19 protein-coding genes are annotated in these 18,255 nt (G+C 52.1%); 5 read left to right on the top strand and 14 right to left on the bottom strand.

What is annotated here, in order from left to right; translation table 11 throughout:
- The first annotated feature begins 122 nt into the window (after window positions 1-122).
- Window positions 123-1,409: a DUF6161 domain-containing protein gene (locus AWR27_RS14510; protein ID WP_077131829.1), complete on the top strand. Its 1,287-nt coding sequence runs from the start codon at window positions 123-125 to the stop codon at window positions 1,407-1,409.
- 12 nt (window positions 1,410-1,421) lie between these two features.
- Window positions 1,422-1,778 carry a bleomycin resistance protein gene (locus AWR27_RS14515; RefSeq protein ID WP_077131830.1) on the top strand — a complete coding sequence of 119 codons (357 nt, stop codon included), beginning with the start codon at window positions 1,422-1,424 and terminating at the stop codon, window positions 1,776-1,778.
- A 14-nt stretch (window positions 1,779-1,792) separates the two neighbouring features.
- Here the strand turns inward: AWR27_RS14515 and AWR27_RS14520 are convergent, their stop codons facing one another.
- From AWR27_RS14520 to AWR27_RS14530, 3 genes are all read right to left on the bottom strand, one after another.
- Window positions 1,793-2,671: a diacylglycerol/lipid kinase family protein gene (locus AWR27_RS14520; RefSeq protein WP_077131831.1), complete on the bottom strand. Its 879-nt coding sequence runs from the start codon at window positions 2,669-2,671 to the stop codon at window positions 1,793-1,795.
- 211 nt (window positions 2,672-2,882) lie between these two features.
- Window positions 2,883-3,620, bottom strand: a complete 738-nt coding sequence (gene fabG, locus AWR27_RS14525) for a 3-oxoacyl-ACP reductase FabG (protein ID WP_077131832.1) — start codon at window positions 3,618-3,620, stop codon at window positions 2,883-2,885.
- Window positions 3,621-3,704: 84 nt separating this feature from the next.
- A complete protein-coding gene (locus tag AWR27_RS14530) occupies window positions 3,705-4,685 on the bottom strand; it encodes an NADPH:quinone oxidoreductase family protein (protein ID WP_077131833.1) in 981 nt (326 codons plus the stop codon).
- A gap of 66 nt (window positions 4,686-4,751) precedes the next feature.
- On the opposite strand from AWR27_RS14530, the gene AWR27_RS14535 reads away from it, so the two are divergent.
- The gene (locus tag AWR27_RS14535) at window positions 4,752-5,210 is read left to right on the top strand and encodes a YybH family protein (protein WP_077131834.1); all 459 of its coding nucleotides are present in this window, start codon (window positions 4,752-4,754) and stop codon (window positions 5,208-5,210) included.
- Window positions 5,211-5,280: 70 nt separating this feature from the next.
- Here AWR27_RS14535 and AWR27_RS14540 read toward each other — a convergent pair whose 3' ends face one another.
- The gene (locus tag AWR27_RS14540) at window positions 5,281-6,504 is read right to left on the bottom strand and encodes an acyltransferase family protein (RefSeq protein ID WP_077134002.1); all 1,224 of its coding nucleotides are present in this window, start codon (window positions 6,502-6,504) and stop codon (window positions 5,281-5,283) included.
- 119 nt (window positions 6,505-6,623) lie between these two features.
- Between AWR27_RS14540 and AWR27_RS14545 the strand changes: the two genes are divergently transcribed.
- A complete protein-coding gene (locus AWR27_RS14545; protein WP_083732860.1) occupies window positions 6,624-7,031 on the top strand; it encodes a MaoC family dehydratase in 408 nt (135 codons plus the stop codon).
- Window positions 7,032-7,036: 5 nt separating this feature from the next.
- Here AWR27_RS14545 and AWR27_RS14550 read toward each other — a convergent pair whose 3' ends face one another.
- The 8 genes from AWR27_RS14550 to AWR27_RS14585 form a co-directional block, all read right to left on the bottom strand.
- On the bottom strand, window positions 7,037-8,377 hold the full coding sequence (locus AWR27_RS14550) for a DUF4270 family protein (RefSeq protein ID WP_077131836.1): 1,341 nt from the start codon (window positions 8,375-8,377) through the stop codon (window positions 7,037-7,039).
- 11 nt (window positions 8,378-8,388) lie between these two features.
- A complete protein-coding gene (locus AWR27_RS14555) occupies window positions 8,389-8,739 on the bottom strand; it encodes a DUF4907 domain-containing protein (RefSeq protein ID WP_198045008.1) in 351 nt (116 codons plus the stop codon).
- Entirely contained in the window at window positions 8,726-9,709 is a 984-nt protein-coding gene (locus AWR27_RS14560; protein WP_083732862.1) for a Kelch repeat-containing protein, read from the bottom strand. The genes AWR27_RS14555 and AWR27_RS14560 overlap by 14 nt, the downstream gene beginning before the upstream one ends.
- Window positions 9,710-9,801: 92 nt before the next feature.
- Window positions 9,802-10,266, bottom strand: a complete 465-nt coding sequence (locus AWR27_RS14565; RefSeq protein WP_077131838.1) for a hypothetical protein — start codon at window positions 10,264-10,266, stop codon at window positions 9,802-9,804.
- Window positions 10,267-10,408: 142 nt separating this feature from the next.
- The gene (locus AWR27_RS14570; RefSeq protein ID WP_083732863.1) at window positions 10,409-11,131 is read right to left on the bottom strand and encodes a LytR/AlgR family response regulator transcription factor; all 723 of its coding nucleotides are present in this window, start codon (window positions 11,129-11,131) and stop codon (window positions 10,409-10,411) included.
- A complete protein-coding gene (locus AWR27_RS14575; protein ID WP_077131839.1) occupies window positions 11,128-12,153 on the bottom strand; it encodes a sensor histidine kinase in 1,026 nt (341 codons plus the stop codon). The genes AWR27_RS14570 and AWR27_RS14575 overlap by 4 nt, the downstream gene beginning before the upstream one ends.
- Window positions 12,154-12,341: 188 nt before the next feature.
- Window positions 12,342-12,521, bottom strand: coding sequence for a histone H1 (locus AWR27_RS14580; protein ID WP_077131840.1), 180 nt, complete (start codon window positions 12,519-12,521; stop codon window positions 12,342-12,344).
- A gap of 144 nt (window positions 12,522-12,665) precedes the next feature.
- The gene (locus AWR27_RS14585; RefSeq protein ID WP_077131841.1) at window positions 12,666-13,970 is read right to left on the bottom strand and encodes an aminotransferase class I/II-fold pyridoxal phosphate-dependent enzyme; all 1,305 of its coding nucleotides are present in this window, start codon (window positions 13,968-13,970) and stop codon (window positions 12,666-12,668) included.
- A gap of 276 nt (window positions 13,971-14,246) precedes the next feature.
- Here AWR27_RS14585 and accC point away from each other — a divergent pair, with 276 nt between their 5' ends.
- Window positions 14,247-15,755, top strand: a complete 1,509-nt coding sequence (gene accC / locus AWR27_RS14590; RefSeq protein WP_077131842.1) for an acetyl-CoA carboxylase biotin carboxylase subunit — start codon at window positions 14,247-14,249, stop codon at window positions 15,753-15,755.
- A 6-nt stretch (window positions 15,756-15,761) separates the two neighbouring features.
- Here the strand turns inward: accC and rlmB are convergent, their stop codons facing one another.
- Window positions 15,762-16,550 carry a 23S rRNA (guanosine(2251)-2'-O)-methyltransferase RlmB gene (gene rlmB, locus AWR27_RS14595; protein WP_077131843.1) on the bottom strand — a complete coding sequence of 263 codons (789 nt, stop codon included), beginning with the start codon at window positions 16,548-16,550 and terminating at the stop codon, window positions 15,762-15,764.
- Between the two features lie 115 nt (window positions 16,551-16,665).
- A complete protein-coding gene (locus AWR27_RS14600) occupies window positions 16,666-18,129 on the bottom strand; it encodes a GWxTD domain-containing protein (protein WP_077131844.1) in 1,464 nt (487 codons plus the stop codon).
- Between the last annotated feature and the right edge of the window lie 126 nt (window positions 18,130-18,255).

Below are 18,255 nucleotides of genomic sequence, written 5' to 3' on the forward strand. Positions count from 1 at the left end.
GCTCGGAGTCATAAAAAAGCTGTTATACTTAATGCATTAGTTAGTATTATTGTGTGATAGTAACTCATTATTGTTTAGAGTTAAACTTGTGTCCACTATATAGGTCTCAAACAAACTGAAACATGACTAACGCCGAAGTCAGAAATAGAATCTCTAATGCACCTGCCAGTAATTGGTTCCAAGAAATATCTGAAACATTTGACTTTCATTACGTCAATTTCCATCTCGAATTAAAGGGAGTTTCGGCAATTTACGAATATGTAAATCAACAACTATCTGGTTGGGAGAAACTTGGAGATCTACCGGATGAATTGAAAAGTAACACCGAATATTTTAACACTATTAGAAATCAGATCATTTACTTTGTCACCAATTATACTGAAGGCGAGCATAATTTAGCGTATTATTGGCAAAGTCATGTTCAAAGGTATATTAATGGTTCCGGCTACGCCTTACCCTACGACATCCCAGAAGTAGATTTCTTAATAAAGGTTTATAAGAGTACCCCTTCATATTTTAAAGGAGCTTATGGGGCAATTGTGCAAAACAGTGTTAATCATAGTAATAAAGATTCTTTATATGGAGTGCTTCTCGCATATGAGTTTGCTCTAAAAGATCATACGGAAATAACTCAGAGAAGAAAAGCGGAAAGGGAATCAATCTCAAAAATCAGAAATGATTTTCAACAGTATCTTTCTGAATCTGAAGCCCAGCTTGTGCAGCATCTAAAGAATGCTGACAAAAACTATAATGAGTACGTAATACGAATTGACGAACTGAAATCAGAGAAAGAAACATTGTTCACAGATTGGTTTGAAAAAACAAAGACAGAGGAATGGCATAACTGGTTTGAGGGTACAAAAAATGAAAAGTGGCATAACTGGTTTCTCTCATCGACAGAAAAAGTCTCTGATTTAGAGAACACTTATAAGCAAAAGCTCAAACTTGAAGAGCCTGCAAAATATTGGAGTCAAAGGGCAGATAACCTAAAAACTCAAGGGTGGTGGTTTCTTGGTATAATGGTGGTTCTTGTTTTTGGAACTTGCTGGTCTTTAGGTCAAATTCTTTGGTCAACTCCTGAACAGATATATAGCAGTTGGTTTGGTGACGATAAAAGTGCAGCTATACGATGGTCAATCATATACGTTACCCTAATATCGTTTATAGCTTTTTGCATCAGGGCTTTAACTAAAGTTATGTTCAGTTCCTTCCATTTAGCACGTGATTGTGAAGAACGGTACACTTTGACCTACTTTTATTTATCTCTTTTGAAGGATTCTCAAGTAGATGAGAAGGACAGACAATTGATTATGCAGTCCTTATTTAGCAGAGCTGAAACCGGTTTACTTAAAGACGACTCGTCGCCAACTATGCCTAATGATATGATTAGTAAAGTCATGTCTAAGTAGCAACGTAAATCCATGCTAACCGCGACACATCCCAAATTGCCCATGCGGGACAAGGCCGCAACTAAAGATTTTTACCTGACTAAGCTGGGCTTCACCGTGTTTGGCAACACCGACCATGCCAACTACCTGATGGTAGAGAAAGACGGCCTGCAACTTCATTTCTTCGCCCACCCCGACCTCGACCCAGCCGAAAACTACGGGCAGGTCTACATTCGCACCAATGACATCGACGCGTTGTATGCATCCTTGCCGGGCGGTCAAACTATTGTTCACCCCAATGACCCCTTGCAGCTAAAGCCCTGGGGACAGAAAGAGTTTTCGGTACTCGACCCCGACAATAATCTCCTGACGTTTGGGCAAAGTTTTTAAAAACAGCCAACTCTTCACAGCAATACCAATAAACTACTCGGCAACACCTTTACCTCGGCGCGACCATCGGGCAGCGTCAGGGGTTCGCCGTCGGCGTGGATTAGTAGCGGACCGTTACTTTCGACTGTGGCTCTCGTAATCGTTTGCCCGCGCCAGTACGCCGACCGGTTCAGGGTCTTATTGAACAATCGCCACATTAGCAAACCGCTCATTTGCGCCGGAAACGGGCGAATTTCGCACTGATCGAGCCGCCCGTCGGCAATGTTGGCCGTAGGGGCCATCCAGGCGTTATTACCAAACTGCCCAGCGTTGGCAAACGTCAGTGAGAATAGGGTTCTCTCCTGATCATCAATCACATAGCTGCCTGGCTGGTAGTTCCAGAATGCGCCAAAAGCTGTGCGGATGTAGGTAGGCAAACCGCGCACGGGTTGCCGGGCAAACAAATGCGCTACGTAGGCTTCAAAACCCAGCCCGGCAGTACAGAAAAACGGATGCCCGCTCACCTCGCCACTGTCGATCACTACCGGTCGGCCCACCAATGCGTGTTCAACGGCTTGTGTAGGATTGAGCGGAATGCCAAGATGCCGGGCCAGCCCGTTGCCCGACCCAACGGGTACTATACCGAGGGCAGTGGGTGCCCGGCGCAAGGCCCGCGCCGTTTCATTAATGGTGCCATCGCCCCCAATAGCCAGTATGCGGCTTACACTTTGGGCCACAGCCGCCGTTGCCAGTTCGGTAGCATGGCCGGGGTGTTCGGTAAACACCGCGTCGGCATCAAAATCGAGCGACTCGGCCCGGCGCAGAAACGCATCGCGCAGGGCCGTCTTCTGCGCCAGTGAAGTAGTACCCGACAGCGGATTGATGATCGCCAGGACAGTGGATCGTTTCGCCATTCAGGAGAAGAAGATGAAGAGCAGTAAAATGAAAACAATGATAAAAACGTAATACCAGCCGTCGGAGAAAATATACGGCTTGTACTCGTTATAAAATTTACGGATTTTGCTCATATCAGGTATCAGTCAACAGCCAACAGTTTTTGTCAGTATACAGCCAGCAACCAGCAATAGACAACACTGTTGGCTGTTGGTTGATCACTGATACCTGTTAAATAGCCTGTCCGCCGTTTACGGCCAGTACGTGGCCGTTCACAAATGAGGCTTCGTCAGACGCCAAATACAAATAGGCATAAGCGATGTCTTCGGGTTTGCCGATACGCCGGACAGGCACAGTGGCAACTGCCGCGTTCCGAACGGCTTCGGGCATAGCGTCGGTCATGGCGGTCTGGATGAAGCCCGGCGCAACGGCATTGGCCGTAATGCCTTTCGGACCGAGTTCTTTAGCCCACGACCGCACCATACCGATAATACCCGCTTTGGCAGCCGCATAGTTGGTTTGCCCAAACGCGCCGTGTACGCCGTTGATCGACGAGGTGCAGATGATGCGGCCATACTGCTGCTCTACCATGTAGGGGGCAATCACCTTCGTGCAATTGAACACGCCCGACAGGTTCACGTCGATAACCTGCTGCCATTCATCGAACGACATTTTCAGCAACGTTTTGTCGCGGGTGATACCGGCGTTGTTAATCAGAACGTCGATGCGGCCATAGCGGTCGAACACCTCGCGGGCGGCTGCTTCGATGGCGGGTACATCGGTTGTGCTGACATGCATGAAGTCGCAGCGGTAGCCTGCATCGCGCAGGGTTTGGGCCGTGGCTTCACCTTCGGGCAGTACGTCCCAGATAACAACTGTGGCTCCTTCGCGGCAAAATACGTCGGCGGCACCCTGCCCGATGCCACGGGCTGCGCCGGTTATAATAGCAACTTTGTCCTGTAGTCTCATAATTATCAGTTATCAATCCCGGCGGGGAACCGCAACAGCCAGCAGCCAACAGTTTCGGCAGCGGCAACTGTTGGCTGCTGGTTGTTAGCTGTTTACTGTCACGACTGCTTTCCCCACAACCCGGCGTTCCATAAGATCGCGGAGAGCGGTGGGAGCTTCAGCTAATGAATAAGTTTTATAGATGTGTTGTTTCAGTTGGCCCGACAAAATCCGGGCCAGAATCTGCTGAAAATTCTGCATACTTATCTTCGGCTCACGCTGCGCAAAGGCTCCCCAGAACACACCCACAATCGACGCGCCTTTCAGCAGGGCCAGATTGAGCGGAATACTCGGAATGTCGCCAGCCGCAAAACCAATCACCAGATACCGCCCCCGCCAGGCCAGCGACCGGATAGCCGGTTCGGCATAGCGGTCGCCAACGGGGTCATACACCACGTCGACGCCGTTGCCAGCGGTTAACTCCTTGATGCGGTCGCGGAGGTTTTCGGTGGTATAATTAATGGTTTCGGCGGCTCCAAGCTGTCGGCAAATGGCTAATTTCTCATCGGTAGAGGCTGCGGCAATGACGCGGCTCCCCATCAACGTACCGAGTTGCACAGCCGCCAGCCCAACGCCCCCGGCAGCACCCAGCACCAGCAGGGTTTCGCCGGGTTGCAGATTGGCGCGGTCTTTCAGCGCATGGTACGAGGTGCCGTAGGTGTACATAGTCGAAGCCGCCGTTACGTAGTCCATCCCGTCAGGCATGGGCAGCGTAGTGGCCGCACTCGTGACCACCTCTTCCGCAAAACCGCCGTGGCCCGTCAGCGAGAAAACCCGCTGACCAACAGCCAGGTGAGAAACGCCTTCACCTACCTGCGTTACCACGCCCGACACTTCGCCACCGGGCGAAAACGGAAACGGTGGCTTAAACTGATAGCGGCCTTCAATCATCAGCGTGTCAGGGAAATTAACGCCACAGGCTTCGACCTGGATCACAACTTGCCCTGTAGTAGCCTCGGGCGATGGCACGTCGGCTAATACAAGTTGTTCAGGTGGGCCGTATTGTTGACAAAGTATAGCTTTCATGTAGTGGTTTCGTTATACTGCAAACCTAACGGTATTCACTTAGTTTTACCAAAAAACCAATTTACTATGAAACAGCTCGTCCTTCTTACCTTACTTTCTCTCGTTACGTTTCCCGTATTCAGCCAGTCGGGTGGCACACCGTCGTCGGCTTCAGCAGCAGCCAACCGGCGGGCTATCCTGCAAATTCTCAAACGCCAGACCGAAGACTGGAACGATGGGCACATCGACAAGTTTATGGTTGGCTACTGGCAATCAGATTCGCTGACCTTTGTGGGTAAGGCCGGGATTACCTACGGCTACCGCGCCACCCTCGACAACTACATAAAACGCTATCCGAACCGGGCATCGATGGGGTCGCTTAAATTTGATATTCTCCAGCTCGACTTTCCGGCCCCAAACGTGGCCTACGTGATCGGGCGTTTTCATCTTACCCGCCCCGAAGTAGGCGATGCCAGCGGCCATTTTACGCTGCTATGGCGCAAAATCAAAAACCGCTGGGTCATTGTCAGCGACCATAGTAGTTGACAGCTAAAAGTTAAAAATGAACAGTGAAAAGTGCGGTTTGCTGGTCGCGCACATTTTTCATTGTTCATTTTTAACTTTTAACTACCAACTGCGTCGGTTCTTTCTTCGATAGGCGTTCCCGCAGTTCGGTAACGGGGCGTTCAAAGAACTTGAACAGCAGTGTTGACAGCACCAGTACCAATGCCCAGAACACGCCAACTTTCAGCCAGCCTACCTCCCATGATGTAGTGGGAACACGTTCCAGAAACGTCAGCATGATCGGCGTCAGGTTGAGCAGGTACATGGAATATGAAATCAGGCTGATGTGCGTAATAGCCCGCGCAATACCAAATCGCGCCCAAAGGCCGGATGCACTTCGCCAGCCGTCCATGAATGGCATCAACAGCGTCATACTCAGACCGATGACGAGGAAATAAAACGTTCGTTTGTAGAACACATAGGCCGGATAAATGCCGATGTCAACGTAAAAAGCCAGCACCACAATGGAGGCTGTAAACGCGGCTAAGCCTGTCAGCACCAGCCCGATAATCAACAGCCGACGGCGTAGTTTCTCGTTAGTCCACTGCGCCGGGAAATAATGTTTGGCATAAGCCGCCAGCACGCCGTAGGCAATGGCATCTAAGCGCATGAGCACGATTCCGCGAAAGCCGAGTTCGCTGGCCGAAATAGGATACTGCAATGCCACCGTAAACCGCAGCAGATTGGTACCGATAATGATAAACAGAATAGCCGACAAGATGATCCGCTGACGGGGCCAGTGGGCGGGCAGCAGCGTTTGCATAGCCCACAGCAACAGTGGCAGCGTGATGTACGACCACTCTTCAATGGCTAAACTCCAGGTTTCGGGAAAGAAATCGGGAATGGTACGGGCAAAATTCTGGACGAAAAAGAAATAGTGTATGAGCGTACCTTTTTCGGGCAGCGTATGGTGCAGGCCACTACGCCACGCCCGCAGCAAGGCCAGTACAATCAGACCGACCAGCACGAGGTAATAAGCGGGCAGCGTTCGGAACCACCGGCGCGTCCAGAAATTCAGCAGCAGCGAGCGGTCGAAGCGGCCCTGCTTTTCATACGAGCGAATCAGGATACCGCCAATCAGAAAGCCACTCAGTACAAAAAACAACTCGACACCATCGGGCAGCAGATTGTGCCAGAACGGAGCCGTGTAATACTCTTTCAGCGCAATCGTGGCGTGTGCATCTACCACGATCAAAATCGCGAGTGCCCGCATCACATCTAACCCGAACACGCGTTTCTGTTGCGACGCTCCGAGCGAAAATAAAGTCTTCAGCATAATCAGGTACAAAAGTGACGAGCGAAAAGTGAAAAGTGAAAAATGATTTATCGTACTTCACAGAAATTTGTTGATGTGTTCACCATTTTTCACGTTTCATTGGTCACTTTTCACTGATTATGGACTTCGCTCTCGACGCCGTTCACCGGTACGCCTTCCGGTTTTCGCAAGCCGATGTTATAGATTTTGCCCGCGTTACGGGCGACAATAACCCGCTGCATCTCGACGCAGAATACGCAGCCACTACGCCTTTCAAACGACCCATCATCCACGGAATGCTTGGTGCCAGCGTATTCACCAAAGTCCTCGGCACCGAATTTCCCGGTTATGGGTCAGTGTATCTGGGGCAGACGCTGGAGTTTCTGCGGCCCATGTTTGTCGATACTGATTACGAAGCCACGTTCACCGTAAAGAGCGTCAACCCCGACAAACACACTGCCGACATTCTGGGCGAAATCCGCGACGTTCAAACCAACAAAATTACTACGCGTGGCATGGCAACGCTGATGCACAGGGAGAAAATTTAGGAAAACTATTGTCTGCCCTGATTCACCGTGTACAGCAACCGGAGCCTGAGTTTGTCGGTCGCGTGGCGTTGGTCGCCGATTGTAACGCGCCGAATTCGGTTCGTTAAACTCAGTTGCTCAACGGGTTCCATGAGTAGCAAGGCTCGTGCGGGAGCCTGTCGAAGCAGGGCGTTGTTGACATAACCCGTCAGGTCGAAGGCATACTGATCGCGCTGTTCGAGGTCATTGTAATACCAGCCGTAGGTAGCCAGCACTGCCGACGAACCACTGGCTCCCCCCGGCACCGATGCCAGCAATTCCTGTCGGTTGTTGGTTTCGTAGAGGGTGAGCCGAATGGGCGGCAGCGCGTTATCGTTCCGTAACACACCAACGGGCTGTACAACCAGTTCGGCCCGGTTCAGAGCCACGTAGCGGTCAGGTTTGGAAAACTGACTCAGTGCCGGAATGTCGAGCCGGGTACGCAGCCCGGCCCCCGCCGAAATAAAACTAACGTTCCCGGTCTGGCGGCTGCTGATGGCGTCGGTACGGCTACGCAGCGATTGCAGGGCCGACCCGCTCAGGTTGCTGGTGAGTTGCGTAAACCGATGATACTCCATCGGAAAACGTAATTCATACCTGGTTTGGTTGAGGTCGTTGCCGTGGTAATACAGCCGCAGCCCCGACGTAGCCCGGAGTAAGTTAAATCCCAGAAAAGCATTGCCCGCCGACTGACCAAGCAAGGCAAATCCTTTCCAGTAATCGACCATGCTACTTTGGTCATTGATCTGCTTATTTACCAGCCGGTTATAAAAATCGCGGGATAGGGCATCGGGTAGCCGGAGCCGTGCCTGCCGTTTGCCGCGTACCAATTGCGGACGAAATGCCTGTTGAACCAACGGTGCGGCCTGATACGGTAATGACGACACGTTGTCGTAGGTTTTCCCGTCTTCAAACGTAGTTTCAAGCGAATGTACGGCCATTGAGAACAACGATAGCGTATCGCCGTGCGTGAAGGTATAACCCAGTTCCAGCACCAGCGAGTCGAAGCGAATACCCGTTTGTTCAGGCAACGTGTGCGCCGAATTATAATCGACCGACGTAAACGCCTTTGCCGATACAGTACCCGTTTGTGCGTCCTGCCAGCGGCCAATCAGCACCGTGCTGTCGGTTGAGGTGGTGAAGGTGTCGGGCACCATCACCGTCGACGCGTATACCGACAGCGTGTCGAGGTATTCGACAGCTAATTCATCGGGTTTCACTACGGCCAGACCGAGGTCTGTATCACCCGACTGGCAGGCAACCAGCAGCCATAGCCCCGCCAGCAAGGCCATATAGCTGGTTCGTTCGGGCCAGAATCTATTCACCATGTGTTTAACGGCTAATCAGTTACTATTCCCAACGCCTGCAATTCAGACTGGGTTAAGGTGGGTGGAAACTGCCCTTCCCGAAGTTTCTCTGCAACACATTCGCCCACGCGCCGGGCCTGTGCTTCGCTGCCAAACGCAGCCCCGCCCGACTGCCCCGGCACAACAGGCTGATGAATTACTATCTGCCGGCTTCGCTGCACGTTGTAGCCCCAGCCCGCGTTGGTGCGAAACACCGTCACGGCCAGTTCGTCGGTCTGTTGCTGGTGATATCCGTAGGCGATCAGTAAACCACCTGCCAATAGCCAGATAACCCACTGCCACCGCCCAACGGCCCGTTGGCGTATTGGGTTAGTTTTCATCATCCTGTTCGTTAGCTGGATCAAACTCCCACAAATCATCGAAACGGCTTGAACCACTGCCGCCAGTGGTGATATAGCCTTTACCCGCAATACCAAAGCCGCAGGCATATTGCCGGTTAGCCCCTTCAAAATTGCCTAACCCTTCCCAGGTGTCGGTGGCGGGGTTGTACTCCCAGGTGGCCATATTGGCTACGTCGCCAAGTACCACGTAGCCGCGCTGCCCCACGCTGAAGCCTACACCGTAGCTACGGGAAATGGCGTGGTCGTCGTCGAAATCTTCTTTTTCAATCCATAAATCCGTAGCGGGGTCGTAGGCCCACCAGTCGTTTTCGGCCAGCCCATTGTTGTTGCCCGTACCCACATAAGCGATGTTGTCGATCACGAACGACACGGCTCCGATGCGCTTGCTGCCGCCGTAACTGGCTATCTTCTGCCACTGTTTCTGCGCCGGATCATAGGCCCAGAAATCTTTGACGAAATTACCGTCGTAGCCCGTGCCTACGTAACCTTTCGCAGCGGTGGCAAAAGCAACGGCATTTCGCCGGGCCGTACCCCCAAAATCGGCAATTCGCGTCCAGCGGTTGGTGGTTGGGTCAAACTCCCAGAAATCGCGCAGGCGGTCGCCGTTTTCGTTCAGGCCCGTGCCGATATACCCTTTCGTGCCAACCGAAAAGCCAACGGCAGCATTGCGGCCCACACCCCCGTAATCGGCCAGTTGCGTCCAGGTATTGCGGTTGGGGTCATAGGCCCAGAAATCGCGCAGCCGTTCATTGTCGGAGTTAGAACCAGTGCCTACATACGCAATACTGCCAATCACAAAGCTGCTGGCGGCATTGCGGGCCACACCCTCAAAGTCGGATCGGCGTCGCCAGTCGCCCCGCACCGATGAGTCGGAATCGTCGGAACAGCTAACGCCTGCCCAGCATACAGCCAGCCAGAGAAGTCCGCACAGGCTTGTGGTATACCTCCGCATCGGAGTTTGTACTGGTGAAGTAAAGAAACGGCGAATGCGCCGGGTAATCGGATGAGTTATGGAATACATGAGCAGAAAATAAACTTGGAAATTTATTGCACTGGCACCAGGCGGTAGGTATTGGTAATCTGGATGACATTGCCGTTGGTGTCGGTTTCGTCGGACATGAACGAGAAGTCGAGATTTTTATCGGTGAGCGTCAGCACCGTTAGCGGATCGCCATCGAGCAGCAGGCTGGTGTCATTATCAGTCAGTTGCCAAACGCCCATGTAGGTGCTGCTGCTGCCGTCGATGAAGCTGTACGAGCCATCGGCCCGGAATGCAAACCGATAGGCCGACAAATCGCTGTCGTTATCGCTGCGGCCTTTTTCGTAGAAGAGGTATGAAGTACGCCCGTAGGCCGACGTAGCCGACTGCACTTCCCAGGTGCGGACCAATAGCTCGGCTTTGGTGAGCGGTTGCGGGTCGTCGTCGGACTGGGAGCAGGCCATCAGGCCAAAAATCAGCACGAAAGCTGACAAAACCGACGCTGTAGATCGGTATAAAAAGAGGTTCATGACAGCACGAGAGAAAGGTGAAACATACCCTTCTACAACGTCTGAATGCCATAGCTTTAGCCGACGACCGGGCCAAATTGCGACGAAGTACCCTGATGTATCGAGCAAATCGAGCCTGACTGCGACCAATACCCGCAACCGTCTACTCGCTGATGGTACGTGGGTTCAGGTTCAGCAGTTCATACAACCCCGGTGCATATTGCTCACCCAGCGGAATGCTAACCCCCGCCAGCGTAATCTTATGCCTGCGAATTACCTCCACATGGTTGATACTGACGATGTATGACCGATGAATGCGGACGAATCGGGGCCGGGACAGCAGTTCTTCCATCGCCTTGAGTGTCATCCGGGAGAGTACCGGGCGGCTATGCTGCGTCGTATAAATCTTAACATAATCTTTCAGCCCTTCTACGTATAAGACCGAGCCAACCTGAATCCGTACCAGCGAATAATCAGAATTGACAAAGAAGAAGTCATCGGCAGCCGGGGCCATTTGTTCGGTAGGCTGAATAAACCGCTGGGCTTTTTGTGCGGCCTGTAGAAATCGGCTGAAGTCAACGGGCTTTAACAGATAATCGAGTACGCTAAGGTTGAAGCCTTCAAGTGCGTATTGTTCGTAGGCCGTAATAAGAATCACGGGCGGACGGTTGATTAGCCCCTGAAGCAGTTGCGTACCCGTCAGGCCGGGCATTTGAATGTCCAGAAACAACAGGTCGATGGATTCGCGTTCGAGTACGGCCAAAGCCTCCAGCGGATCGTCGCAGGTGGCGGCTAACGTTAAAAAAGGCACTTTACCGATGTTATCGGCCAGTAACGCCAGAGCCAGTGGCTCATCATCGACGGCTAAGCAGCGAATAGGTTTCAACGCAGTAGTAACGTTAACTGCACATCGTACCAGCCTTCAGCCTGTTCGATACGCAAATCGTGTTTATCAGGATAAAGCAGATTCAATCGGCGCGTTACATTGCGCAGCCCAATACCCGACGGAGGTGCAGCGGGCTTGTCGGACAGGCGGTTACGCACGTGCAGGTACAGCGACGTTCCTACTGACCGCAGCCCAATCTGTACTACCGGGTTGGCAATGCCCCCTACGCCATGCTTGAATGCATTTTCAACGAACGGAATCAACAGCATTGGTTCAATGAGCAGGGTCTGGTCGGGTACGTCGACGGTAAAATCTATTTGCACTTTGGTGCCTGATCGAAGCCGTTCGAGTCTTATAAAATTATGCATATAGTCGATTTCCTGTTCAACACGTACTGTTACATTGTCTGACTCATAGAGCATGTATCGCAGCAGTCCAGCCAGTTGAATCGTAACGGGTTCCACATCCTTCGGGCGCAGCCGGGCCAGCGATACGATGCTGTTGAGTACGTTGAACAGAAAATGCGGGCTAATCTGCGAGCGTAAGAATGATAGTTCGGCGCGGAGTTGTTCGTTTTCCAGCTCCTTCTGCCGCTGCTGCCGCTGGTGATAATCGCTCAGCACTTTGTAGGTCGTGCTAATCGATAAAATCAGTACCGACGGCACGATGGATATAAACACCATCCGAAACGTAACGAATCGCATTCCCATTGTAGTAGCCTGAATGCCAAAAAATAAGGCCATTACCAGGAATACGCACCCAACAACAGCCAGCATGTATGGCTTTAGGCCCCGCTGTTCGAGTATGCGCGGAATGAGCCATAAGGTATTGATATAGAACAGGCCAACAATGATCCCATTAAACAGAATGGGCTTCCACGGACTTATGGCACCGGGCGGGGGCCAAAACGGCTTCGAGGGTGGCTCAATCGGATTTACCAGCAAAGGCAGCAAAATAAACATTGCCCAGCCGGATACAGCCAGAAAGATACGCCAGGGAAATCGGAGTGCGACAGCGGTCATTATCGACAAAATACGGCTTAACGATGCGATTTCGTATACCCGATGACTATTGTGCGACCAGATACCTCAAAAATGCGACGAACACCCGTTTTTCAGCGACTCACCTTTCCCTACCGTTTCATAAAAAAACCCCGCTCGGTCAAGTGCCGGGCGGGGTGTTGTTGGCCGAATTGACCAAAGAAAAATGCTTAGGCATCTTTGTTCTTGGCGTCCTGAACTTCGGCACGAATGGCTTGCGCCAACGTCTTTAACTCCTGCATCCCCTTCCGAACGCGTGTGCCGGCAGCCTGGTTGTTCTTGTCGTAGAACTTCTCGAAATCACCTTCCAGAGACATAACCAGATTCTTTACTTCATCGAAGCGTGCCATAGTAAACGTATGGGTTTATGTGTGAAAAAAGGCCCAAATTCCGCTAAAAACGCGGTTTTCTGCGGAAATTTAGCGATTCTGACATACAGCGCAATAGCTAAGCCAAAAAAATAGCCGAAAAATGCAACTTTTTTCACTAAAACCTTATTCCGTGGTCGCTTCTGCCGACATTTCGAGCGTTTTCCCGGTAGGAATCGGCCCATTTTGTCGGTAAACGCCCTTTTCTATGTTATCACCCATTTTGGAGAACGCATCGAGCGTATAAGCCACGTCGTCGAGCGAATGAGCCGCCGTTGGAATGATGCGTAACATAATGGTCCCCTTCGGTACAACGGGGTAAACTACAATAGAACAAAACACGCCCATGTTCTCGCGCAGGTCCATCGTTAGCGCGGCTACCTCCGCCACGCCCCCTTCAATATGATGCAGGAAAACCGGCGTCACCGGCGACTGCGTGTCGCCAATATCGAAACCCCGTTCGCGCAACCCGTTTTGCAGTGCCCGCACGTTTTCCCAGAGTTTCTCGCGCAGTTCGGGCTGGCTCTGAATCATCTCTAACCGCTTCATACAACCCACCACATAAGGCATTGGCAGGGCTTTGGCATATGTCTGCGAACGCATGTTGTATTTTAGGTACATGATAATGTCGTGGTCTGCTGCCACAAACCCACCAATAGCGGCCATCGACTTGGCGAAGGTCGAGAAATACAGGTCGATACCGTCCTGACAGCCGAGCATCTCGCCAACGCCCGCGCCAGTGGCACCCATCGTACCGAAGCCGTGCGCGTCATCGACTAACAGCCGAAATTCGTATTTCTCTTTCAGCGCAACTACCTGATCGAGACTACCGACTTTACCCGACATGCCAAAAACGCCTTCGGTAATTACCAGCACACTGCCATTTTTCTCGGCGGCTTTTTTAGTGGCCCGCTGAAGATTCTTCTCCAGACTTGCCATATCGTTGTGGTTAAATTTGTAGTATTCGCCCATTTTGGCCTTGTGCAGCCTGATACCATCGATCAGGCAGGCATGGCTTTCGGCGTCGTACACGATCACGTCGCGGTGGTCAACTACGGCTTCAATCACCGACATTACGCCCTGATAACCATAGTTGAGCAGAAACGCATCTTCTTTACCGACAAACTGCGCCAACTGCTGTTCAAACTGCTCGTGGAGGTCGGAGTTGCCCGACATCATCCGCGCACCCATCGGATAGGCCAGCCCCCACCGGGCGGCAGCATCGGCGTCGGCTTTGCGAACGTCGGGGTGGTTGGCAAGGCCAAGGTAGTTGTTCAGGCTCCAGTTCAGCACTTCCTTACCCCGGAATCGCATACGCGGGCCGAGGTCGCCTTCAAGCTTCGGGAAGGCAAAATAATGGTGACCGTTAAACGCCCGTGCCGGCGAACCGATGGGACCTAAGTTGTTGCGCAGTTTCTCAAATAAATCCACTTTTCGCTATAGTTTAAAGGGCTAAACCCTTGTTTTTTACAACATAAGTACAAAAGTACGGTTAAGTTTCGGATGTGCCAATTTCGACAACGAAATCTAATTGCGTATTCGTTTTGTGATACTACCTTTGCCAAACAGACAGGAGTTTGGAAAAGTTTTTTTGACAGGATTTACCGGATTAAACAGGATTTTTCTTCAAAACTTACAAGCCTGTTTTTTTAAATCCTGTTTAATCCGGTAAATCCTGTCAAAAGAAAAACCTGTCAGCCAGCTAAAATGCCAACCATCAGCAAACTCCTCGTTGCCAACCGGGGCGAAATTGCCCTGCGCGTAATGCGCACCGCCCGCGAAATGGGCATCAAAACCGTGGCTATCTACTCCGAAGCTGACCGCAATGCCCTGCACGTGCGCTACGCCGATGAAGCAGTATGTGTTGGCCCGGCCCCGTCTGCCGAGTCGTACCTGCGGGCCGACGTGATTATCGATGTTTGTCAACAGCTCGGTGTCGATGCCATTCATCCCGGCTACGGGTTTTTGTCGGAGAATGCCAATTTTGCCCGGATGGTGCGCGAAGCCGGCTTGATTTTCGTTGGTCCCTCGCCCGAAGCCATCGAGATCATGGGCAGCAAATTAGCCGCTAAAGCTGCTGTTGCGGGCTATGACATCCCGATGGTTCCTGGCACGCCCAGTGCTATTACAGACCGGGCCGAAGCCAAACGGATCTCTGCCGAAATTGGCTACCCGGTGCTGATTAAAGCCAGCGCGGGTGGAGGGGGCAAAGGCATGCGGATTGTTGAGCGCGACGAAGAATTTGACGAGCAGATGGACCGTGCCGTGAGCGAAGCCATCTCGGCCTTCGGCGACGGATCGGTGTTTATCGAGAAGTACGTCACGTCGCCCCGGCACGTCGAAATTCAGGTGCTGGGCGATCAGCACGGTAATATTATTCACCTCTTCGAGCGCGAATGCTCGGTGCAGCGACGCCACCAGAAAGTGGTCGAAGAAGCACCATCGGCTATTCTGACGCCTGAAATTCGTGACGCAATGGGACGGGCCGCCGTTGATGTGGCGCGGGCCTGTGGCTACTACGGCGCGGGTACCGTTGAGTTCATCGTGAACGATAAATTAGATTTCTACTTTCTGGAAATGAATACCCGGCTCCAGGTCGAACATCCGGTAACGGAACAGATTACGGGCGTCGATTTAGTGAAGCAGATGCTTTATATCGCCGAAGGCAAACCATTGACTATCAAACAGGAAGACCTGAAAATTAAAGGCCATGCCGTAGAGGTTCGGGTGTATGCCGAAGACCCGGCCAATAACTTCCTGCCCGACGTAGGTACGCTCGATACCTACGTGCGTCCGCAGGGCAACGGCGTTCGGGTCGATGATGGGTTCGAGCAGGGCATGACCATCCCGATTTATTATGACCCAATGATTGCCAAGCTGATTACCTACGGCGACAGCCGCGAAGAAGCGATTCAGAAAATGATTCGGGCCATTGACGAGTATCAGATCACAGGAGTAAAAACCACGCTTCCGTTCTGCCGATTCGTGATGGAGCACGAGGCTTTCCGTTCCGGTCAGTTCGATACGGGTTTTGTTGGCAGGTATTTTACGGCAGACGTACTGTCTCCAACGCCCGACCCCGCCGAAGCAGAGTTGGCCGCTGTATTGAGTGCGTATCTGCTCAATAAACATAAACCCGGAGTAAGCCGCCCGAACGGTGCTGGCGCAACTCTATCCGGCTCTAAAAGCAACTGGAAAGAACGGCGGCTATCCTAAGCATGCTTACTGACTGATAGCCATACTCCGCTGCCGAACGGCTTCATACAGCAATACGCCCGTAGCCACCGACACATTAAGCGACCCAACGGCTCCGAGCAGCGGAATTTTTACGTGCGTATCGGCCATACGCAACAATTCGGGTGAGATACCGTCTTCTTCCGACCCCATAATTACGGCCATCGGGCCGGTCAGGTCGGTGGTGCGCTCGTAAAGGTCGCGGTTCGATTTTTCGGTGCAGGCTACCACCATAATGCCCGAATCCTGTAAGTATTTGATGGTTTCGGTCAGGTCGGGTTCGCGGCAGACGGAGATGTGGTTGAGTGCCCCCGACGACGTTTTCATGGCGTCGGAGTTGATAGCAGCCGCCCCCCGGCCCGGAATCACGATGCATTGTACCCCGGCGCATTCGGCAGTACGGGCAATGGCTCCGAAGTTCCGCACGTCGGTGATGCGGTCGAGCAGCAGAAAAAATGGCGTTTCCCCCCGTTCATGCACATCGGCAATAACGTTGGAAAGTTTTACGTACTGCACCTGTGCTATCAGGCATACCACTCCCTGATGATTCTTGCGCGTTAGCCGGTCGAGCCGTTCGACAGGAACACGCTGAATGGTAACGCGCTTCTGAAATGCCAGATTTTGAATGTCAGGATTGCTTAACCCCTTTTCCATGTACAGCTTATCGATCTGCTGTTCGGAGCGGAGCGTTTCAATGACGGATTGAATCCCAAACACCATTTCGTCGGGGTTGGGTTGTGGGTGGGCGGGGCGATATGACTTGTTGTGATAACTCATAGAAAAATAATTAACCGCAAAGGCGCAAAGATTACGCAAAGGTCGCTAAAGTTTTCTTTGTTGCCTTTGTGTAATCTTTGCGCCTTCGCGCCGGGCCAACGCTTCGGTTAAAAAACTATTCCCGAATGGCCCCCGTTCGCCAGGCTTCCACGATGGGATACCAGATGGGCTGGTACTCGATATAACGAACCAATTCATAGTGGTCATCTACAAACTGATTTGCTTTTTTGGTGAACGTGAAATTCACTTCCGACACGTTGGCCCGGCGATTATACACCCACACTTCACGTTCGCGGTTGCGCTGTACGCGGTCGGGAGCACCCAGCACGATATAAATCATGCCTTTGTCAGTTTTCCAGCCTTCTTTGTAGGTCGTGAAGAGTCGGTTAGCCTCCTCAACACGGTCGAAATACGCTTTGAGCGTTCGCCGGGCTACTTCTTCATTGCCCGACATCAGGCTGAGCCAATACCGGTCGAAGGCTTTTTTCGTATCCTGCGCCTGACTCAATTCGCTGATTTCGCTGCTCGTACTCATGTACAAAACAGGTTTAATCAGTTTTTCGGGCCGCGTTAGCTTCGGAAACCGTTTGTCGGCCACTACCAGACCAATGCCCACTGCGTCGGTGGTATCTTCTGTGAAATAATATAAACCTTCTTTGGGCAACACAAACGGCTGATTGGTCGTGATGGTCAGGGTTGAATCAACCGTGAGCGATTTTGAGGCCGGGCGGGGCGAAGTGTTCATGGGCGATGACGCTGCATCGAAATCGTGCCGATAACGCACGCCATACAGCGTCTTTTGAACACCGTTGGCATCGCCAATCATCACCGAGTCGCCCACGTTGACGTAGTTACGCAATTGTGGTTGTCGGCCATTTCTGTCGAACAAGGCGAAGCGGTCGCTCAGTTTGGGCGCGGTAAAGCGCAGCGTCAGATCGTTGCGGGCTTTTGTACCTGAATTGGTTTCGGTGAACTCGGTCAGCAGAATAGCGTTGGCGACATCTTTGGGCCGTTTCACATCGAACGAAAGTGTCAGATAGGTTATACCCGACCCGCCAGTTTGCTCACGACTTACGTTCTGAGCCGAAAGCGGTACGTTGCCATACCCCAGCCGGTCGCGGTTGTTGTAGTCGGGATACATGACGTAGGCCACCAGAAAGTGCTCGATCAAGTCGCTGGGGTTTTTCACGGTCTCGCCCGATGGCGTTTTGGCCGTCAGGTTCATGTACACCCGCACGGTGCTGCTGTCGATGGTCAGAAATCTGGCTTTAATAGACGTAATGGCCCATTCGCCCCCCAGCGGATTGGCAGCTCCTGTATTGGCCGGGCCAGCATCGCCCGGACGAATCGGCACTACGGTTTCGGGCCGACGCGCCTGCTGCGGGTCTGATGAGAGCGGGGCCGACCGCTGGGTAGTATTCGGCTCGTTGCGCTGGGCACGAGTACGGGCGTCGTACTCAGCCGTAGCCCGGTCATATTGTGAAAGCCGTCTTTTATCCGCTGATTTCGGCTGATTAGGTTTACTCGATGAGCAGGCCGACAGCAGGGCAAGGGTCAGTAAAACAAGCAGAGTACGCATTCGTCAATACGCGATGGTTTGTTGTTCAATAGATTAATAACGAAAAACCACGCCCGTTTGGGTTGAACGGGCAGCAGATTTTTCTTTCCCTCGGCAAAAGCGTATTTTTGCGATCCGACTGGCAAG

It is taken from the genome of Spirosoma montaniterrae (genome assembly GCF_001988955.1).
GTDB lineage: Bacteria > Bacteroidota > Bacteroidia > Cytophagales > Spirosomataceae > Spirosoma > Spirosoma montaniterrae.

Excerpts from the sequence above, each read along its gene's own strand:
- AWR27_RS14550 (WP_077131836.1), bottom strand. The coding sequence starts at position 8,377 with ATGGTGAATAGATTCTGGCCCGAACGAACCAGCTATATGGCCTTGCTG.
- AWR27_RS14515 (WP_077131830.1), top strand. The coding sequence starts at position 1,422 with ATGCTAACCGCGACACATCCCAAATTGCCCATGCGGGACAAGGCCGCA.
- fabG (WP_077131832.1), bottom strand. The coding sequence starts at position 3,620 with ATGAGACTACAGGACAAAGTTGCTATTATAACCGGCGCAGCCCGTGGC.
- AWR27_RS14510 (WP_077131829.1), top strand. The coding sequence starts at position 123 with ATGACTAACGCCGAAGTCAGAAATAGAATCTCTAATGCACCTGCCAGT.
- AWR27_RS14580 (WP_077131840.1), bottom strand. The coding sequence starts at position 12,521 with ATGGCACGCTTCGATGAAGTAAAGAATCTGGTTATGTCTCTGGAAGGT.
- AWR27_RS14560 (WP_083732862.1), bottom strand. The coding sequence starts at position 9,709 with ATGCGGAGGTATACCACAAGCCTGTGCGGACTTCTCTGGCTGGCTGTA.
- AWR27_RS14540 (WP_077134002.1), bottom strand. The coding sequence starts at position 6,504 with ATGCTGAAGACTTTATTTTCGCTCGGAGCGTCGCAACAGAAACGCGTG.
- AWR27_RS14530 (WP_077131833.1), bottom strand. The coding sequence starts at position 4,685 with ATGAAAGCTATACTTTGTCAACAATACGGCCCACCTGAACAACTTGTA.
- AWR27_RS14520 (WP_077131831.1), bottom strand. The coding sequence starts at position 2,671 with ATGGCGAAACGATCCACTGTCCTGGCGATCATCAATCCGCTGTCGGGT.
- AWR27_RS14535 (WP_077131834.1), top strand. The coding sequence starts at position 4,752 with ATGAAACAGCTCGTCCTTCTTACCTTACTTTCTCTCGTTACGTTTCCC.
- AWR27_RS14565 (WP_077131838.1), bottom strand. The coding sequence starts at position 10,266 with ATGAACCTCTTTTTATACCGATCTACAGCGTCGGTTTTGTCAGCTTTC.
- rlmB (WP_077131843.1), bottom strand. The coding sequence starts at position 16,550 with ATGAGTTATCACAACAAGTCATATCGCCCCGCCCACCCACAACCCAAC.
- AWR27_RS14600 (WP_077131844.1), bottom strand. The coding sequence starts at position 18,129 with ATGCGTACTCTGCTTGTTTTACTGACCCTTGCCCTGCTGTCGGCCTGC.
- AWR27_RS14545 (WP_083732860.1), top strand. The coding sequence starts at position 6,624 with ATGGACTTCGCTCTCGACGCCGTTCACCGGTACGCCTTCCGGTTTTCG.
- AWR27_RS14575 (WP_077131839.1), bottom strand. The coding sequence starts at position 12,153 with ATGACCGCTGTCGCACTCCGATTTCCCTGGCGTATCTTTCTGGCTGTA.
- AWR27_RS14555 (WP_198045008.1), bottom strand. The coding sequence starts at position 8,739 with ATGATGAAAACTAACCCAATACGCCAACGGGCCGTTGGGCGGTGGCAG.
- accC (WP_077131842.1), top strand. The coding sequence starts at position 14,247 with ATGCCAACCATCAGCAAACTCCTCGTTGCCAACCGGGGCGAAATTGCC.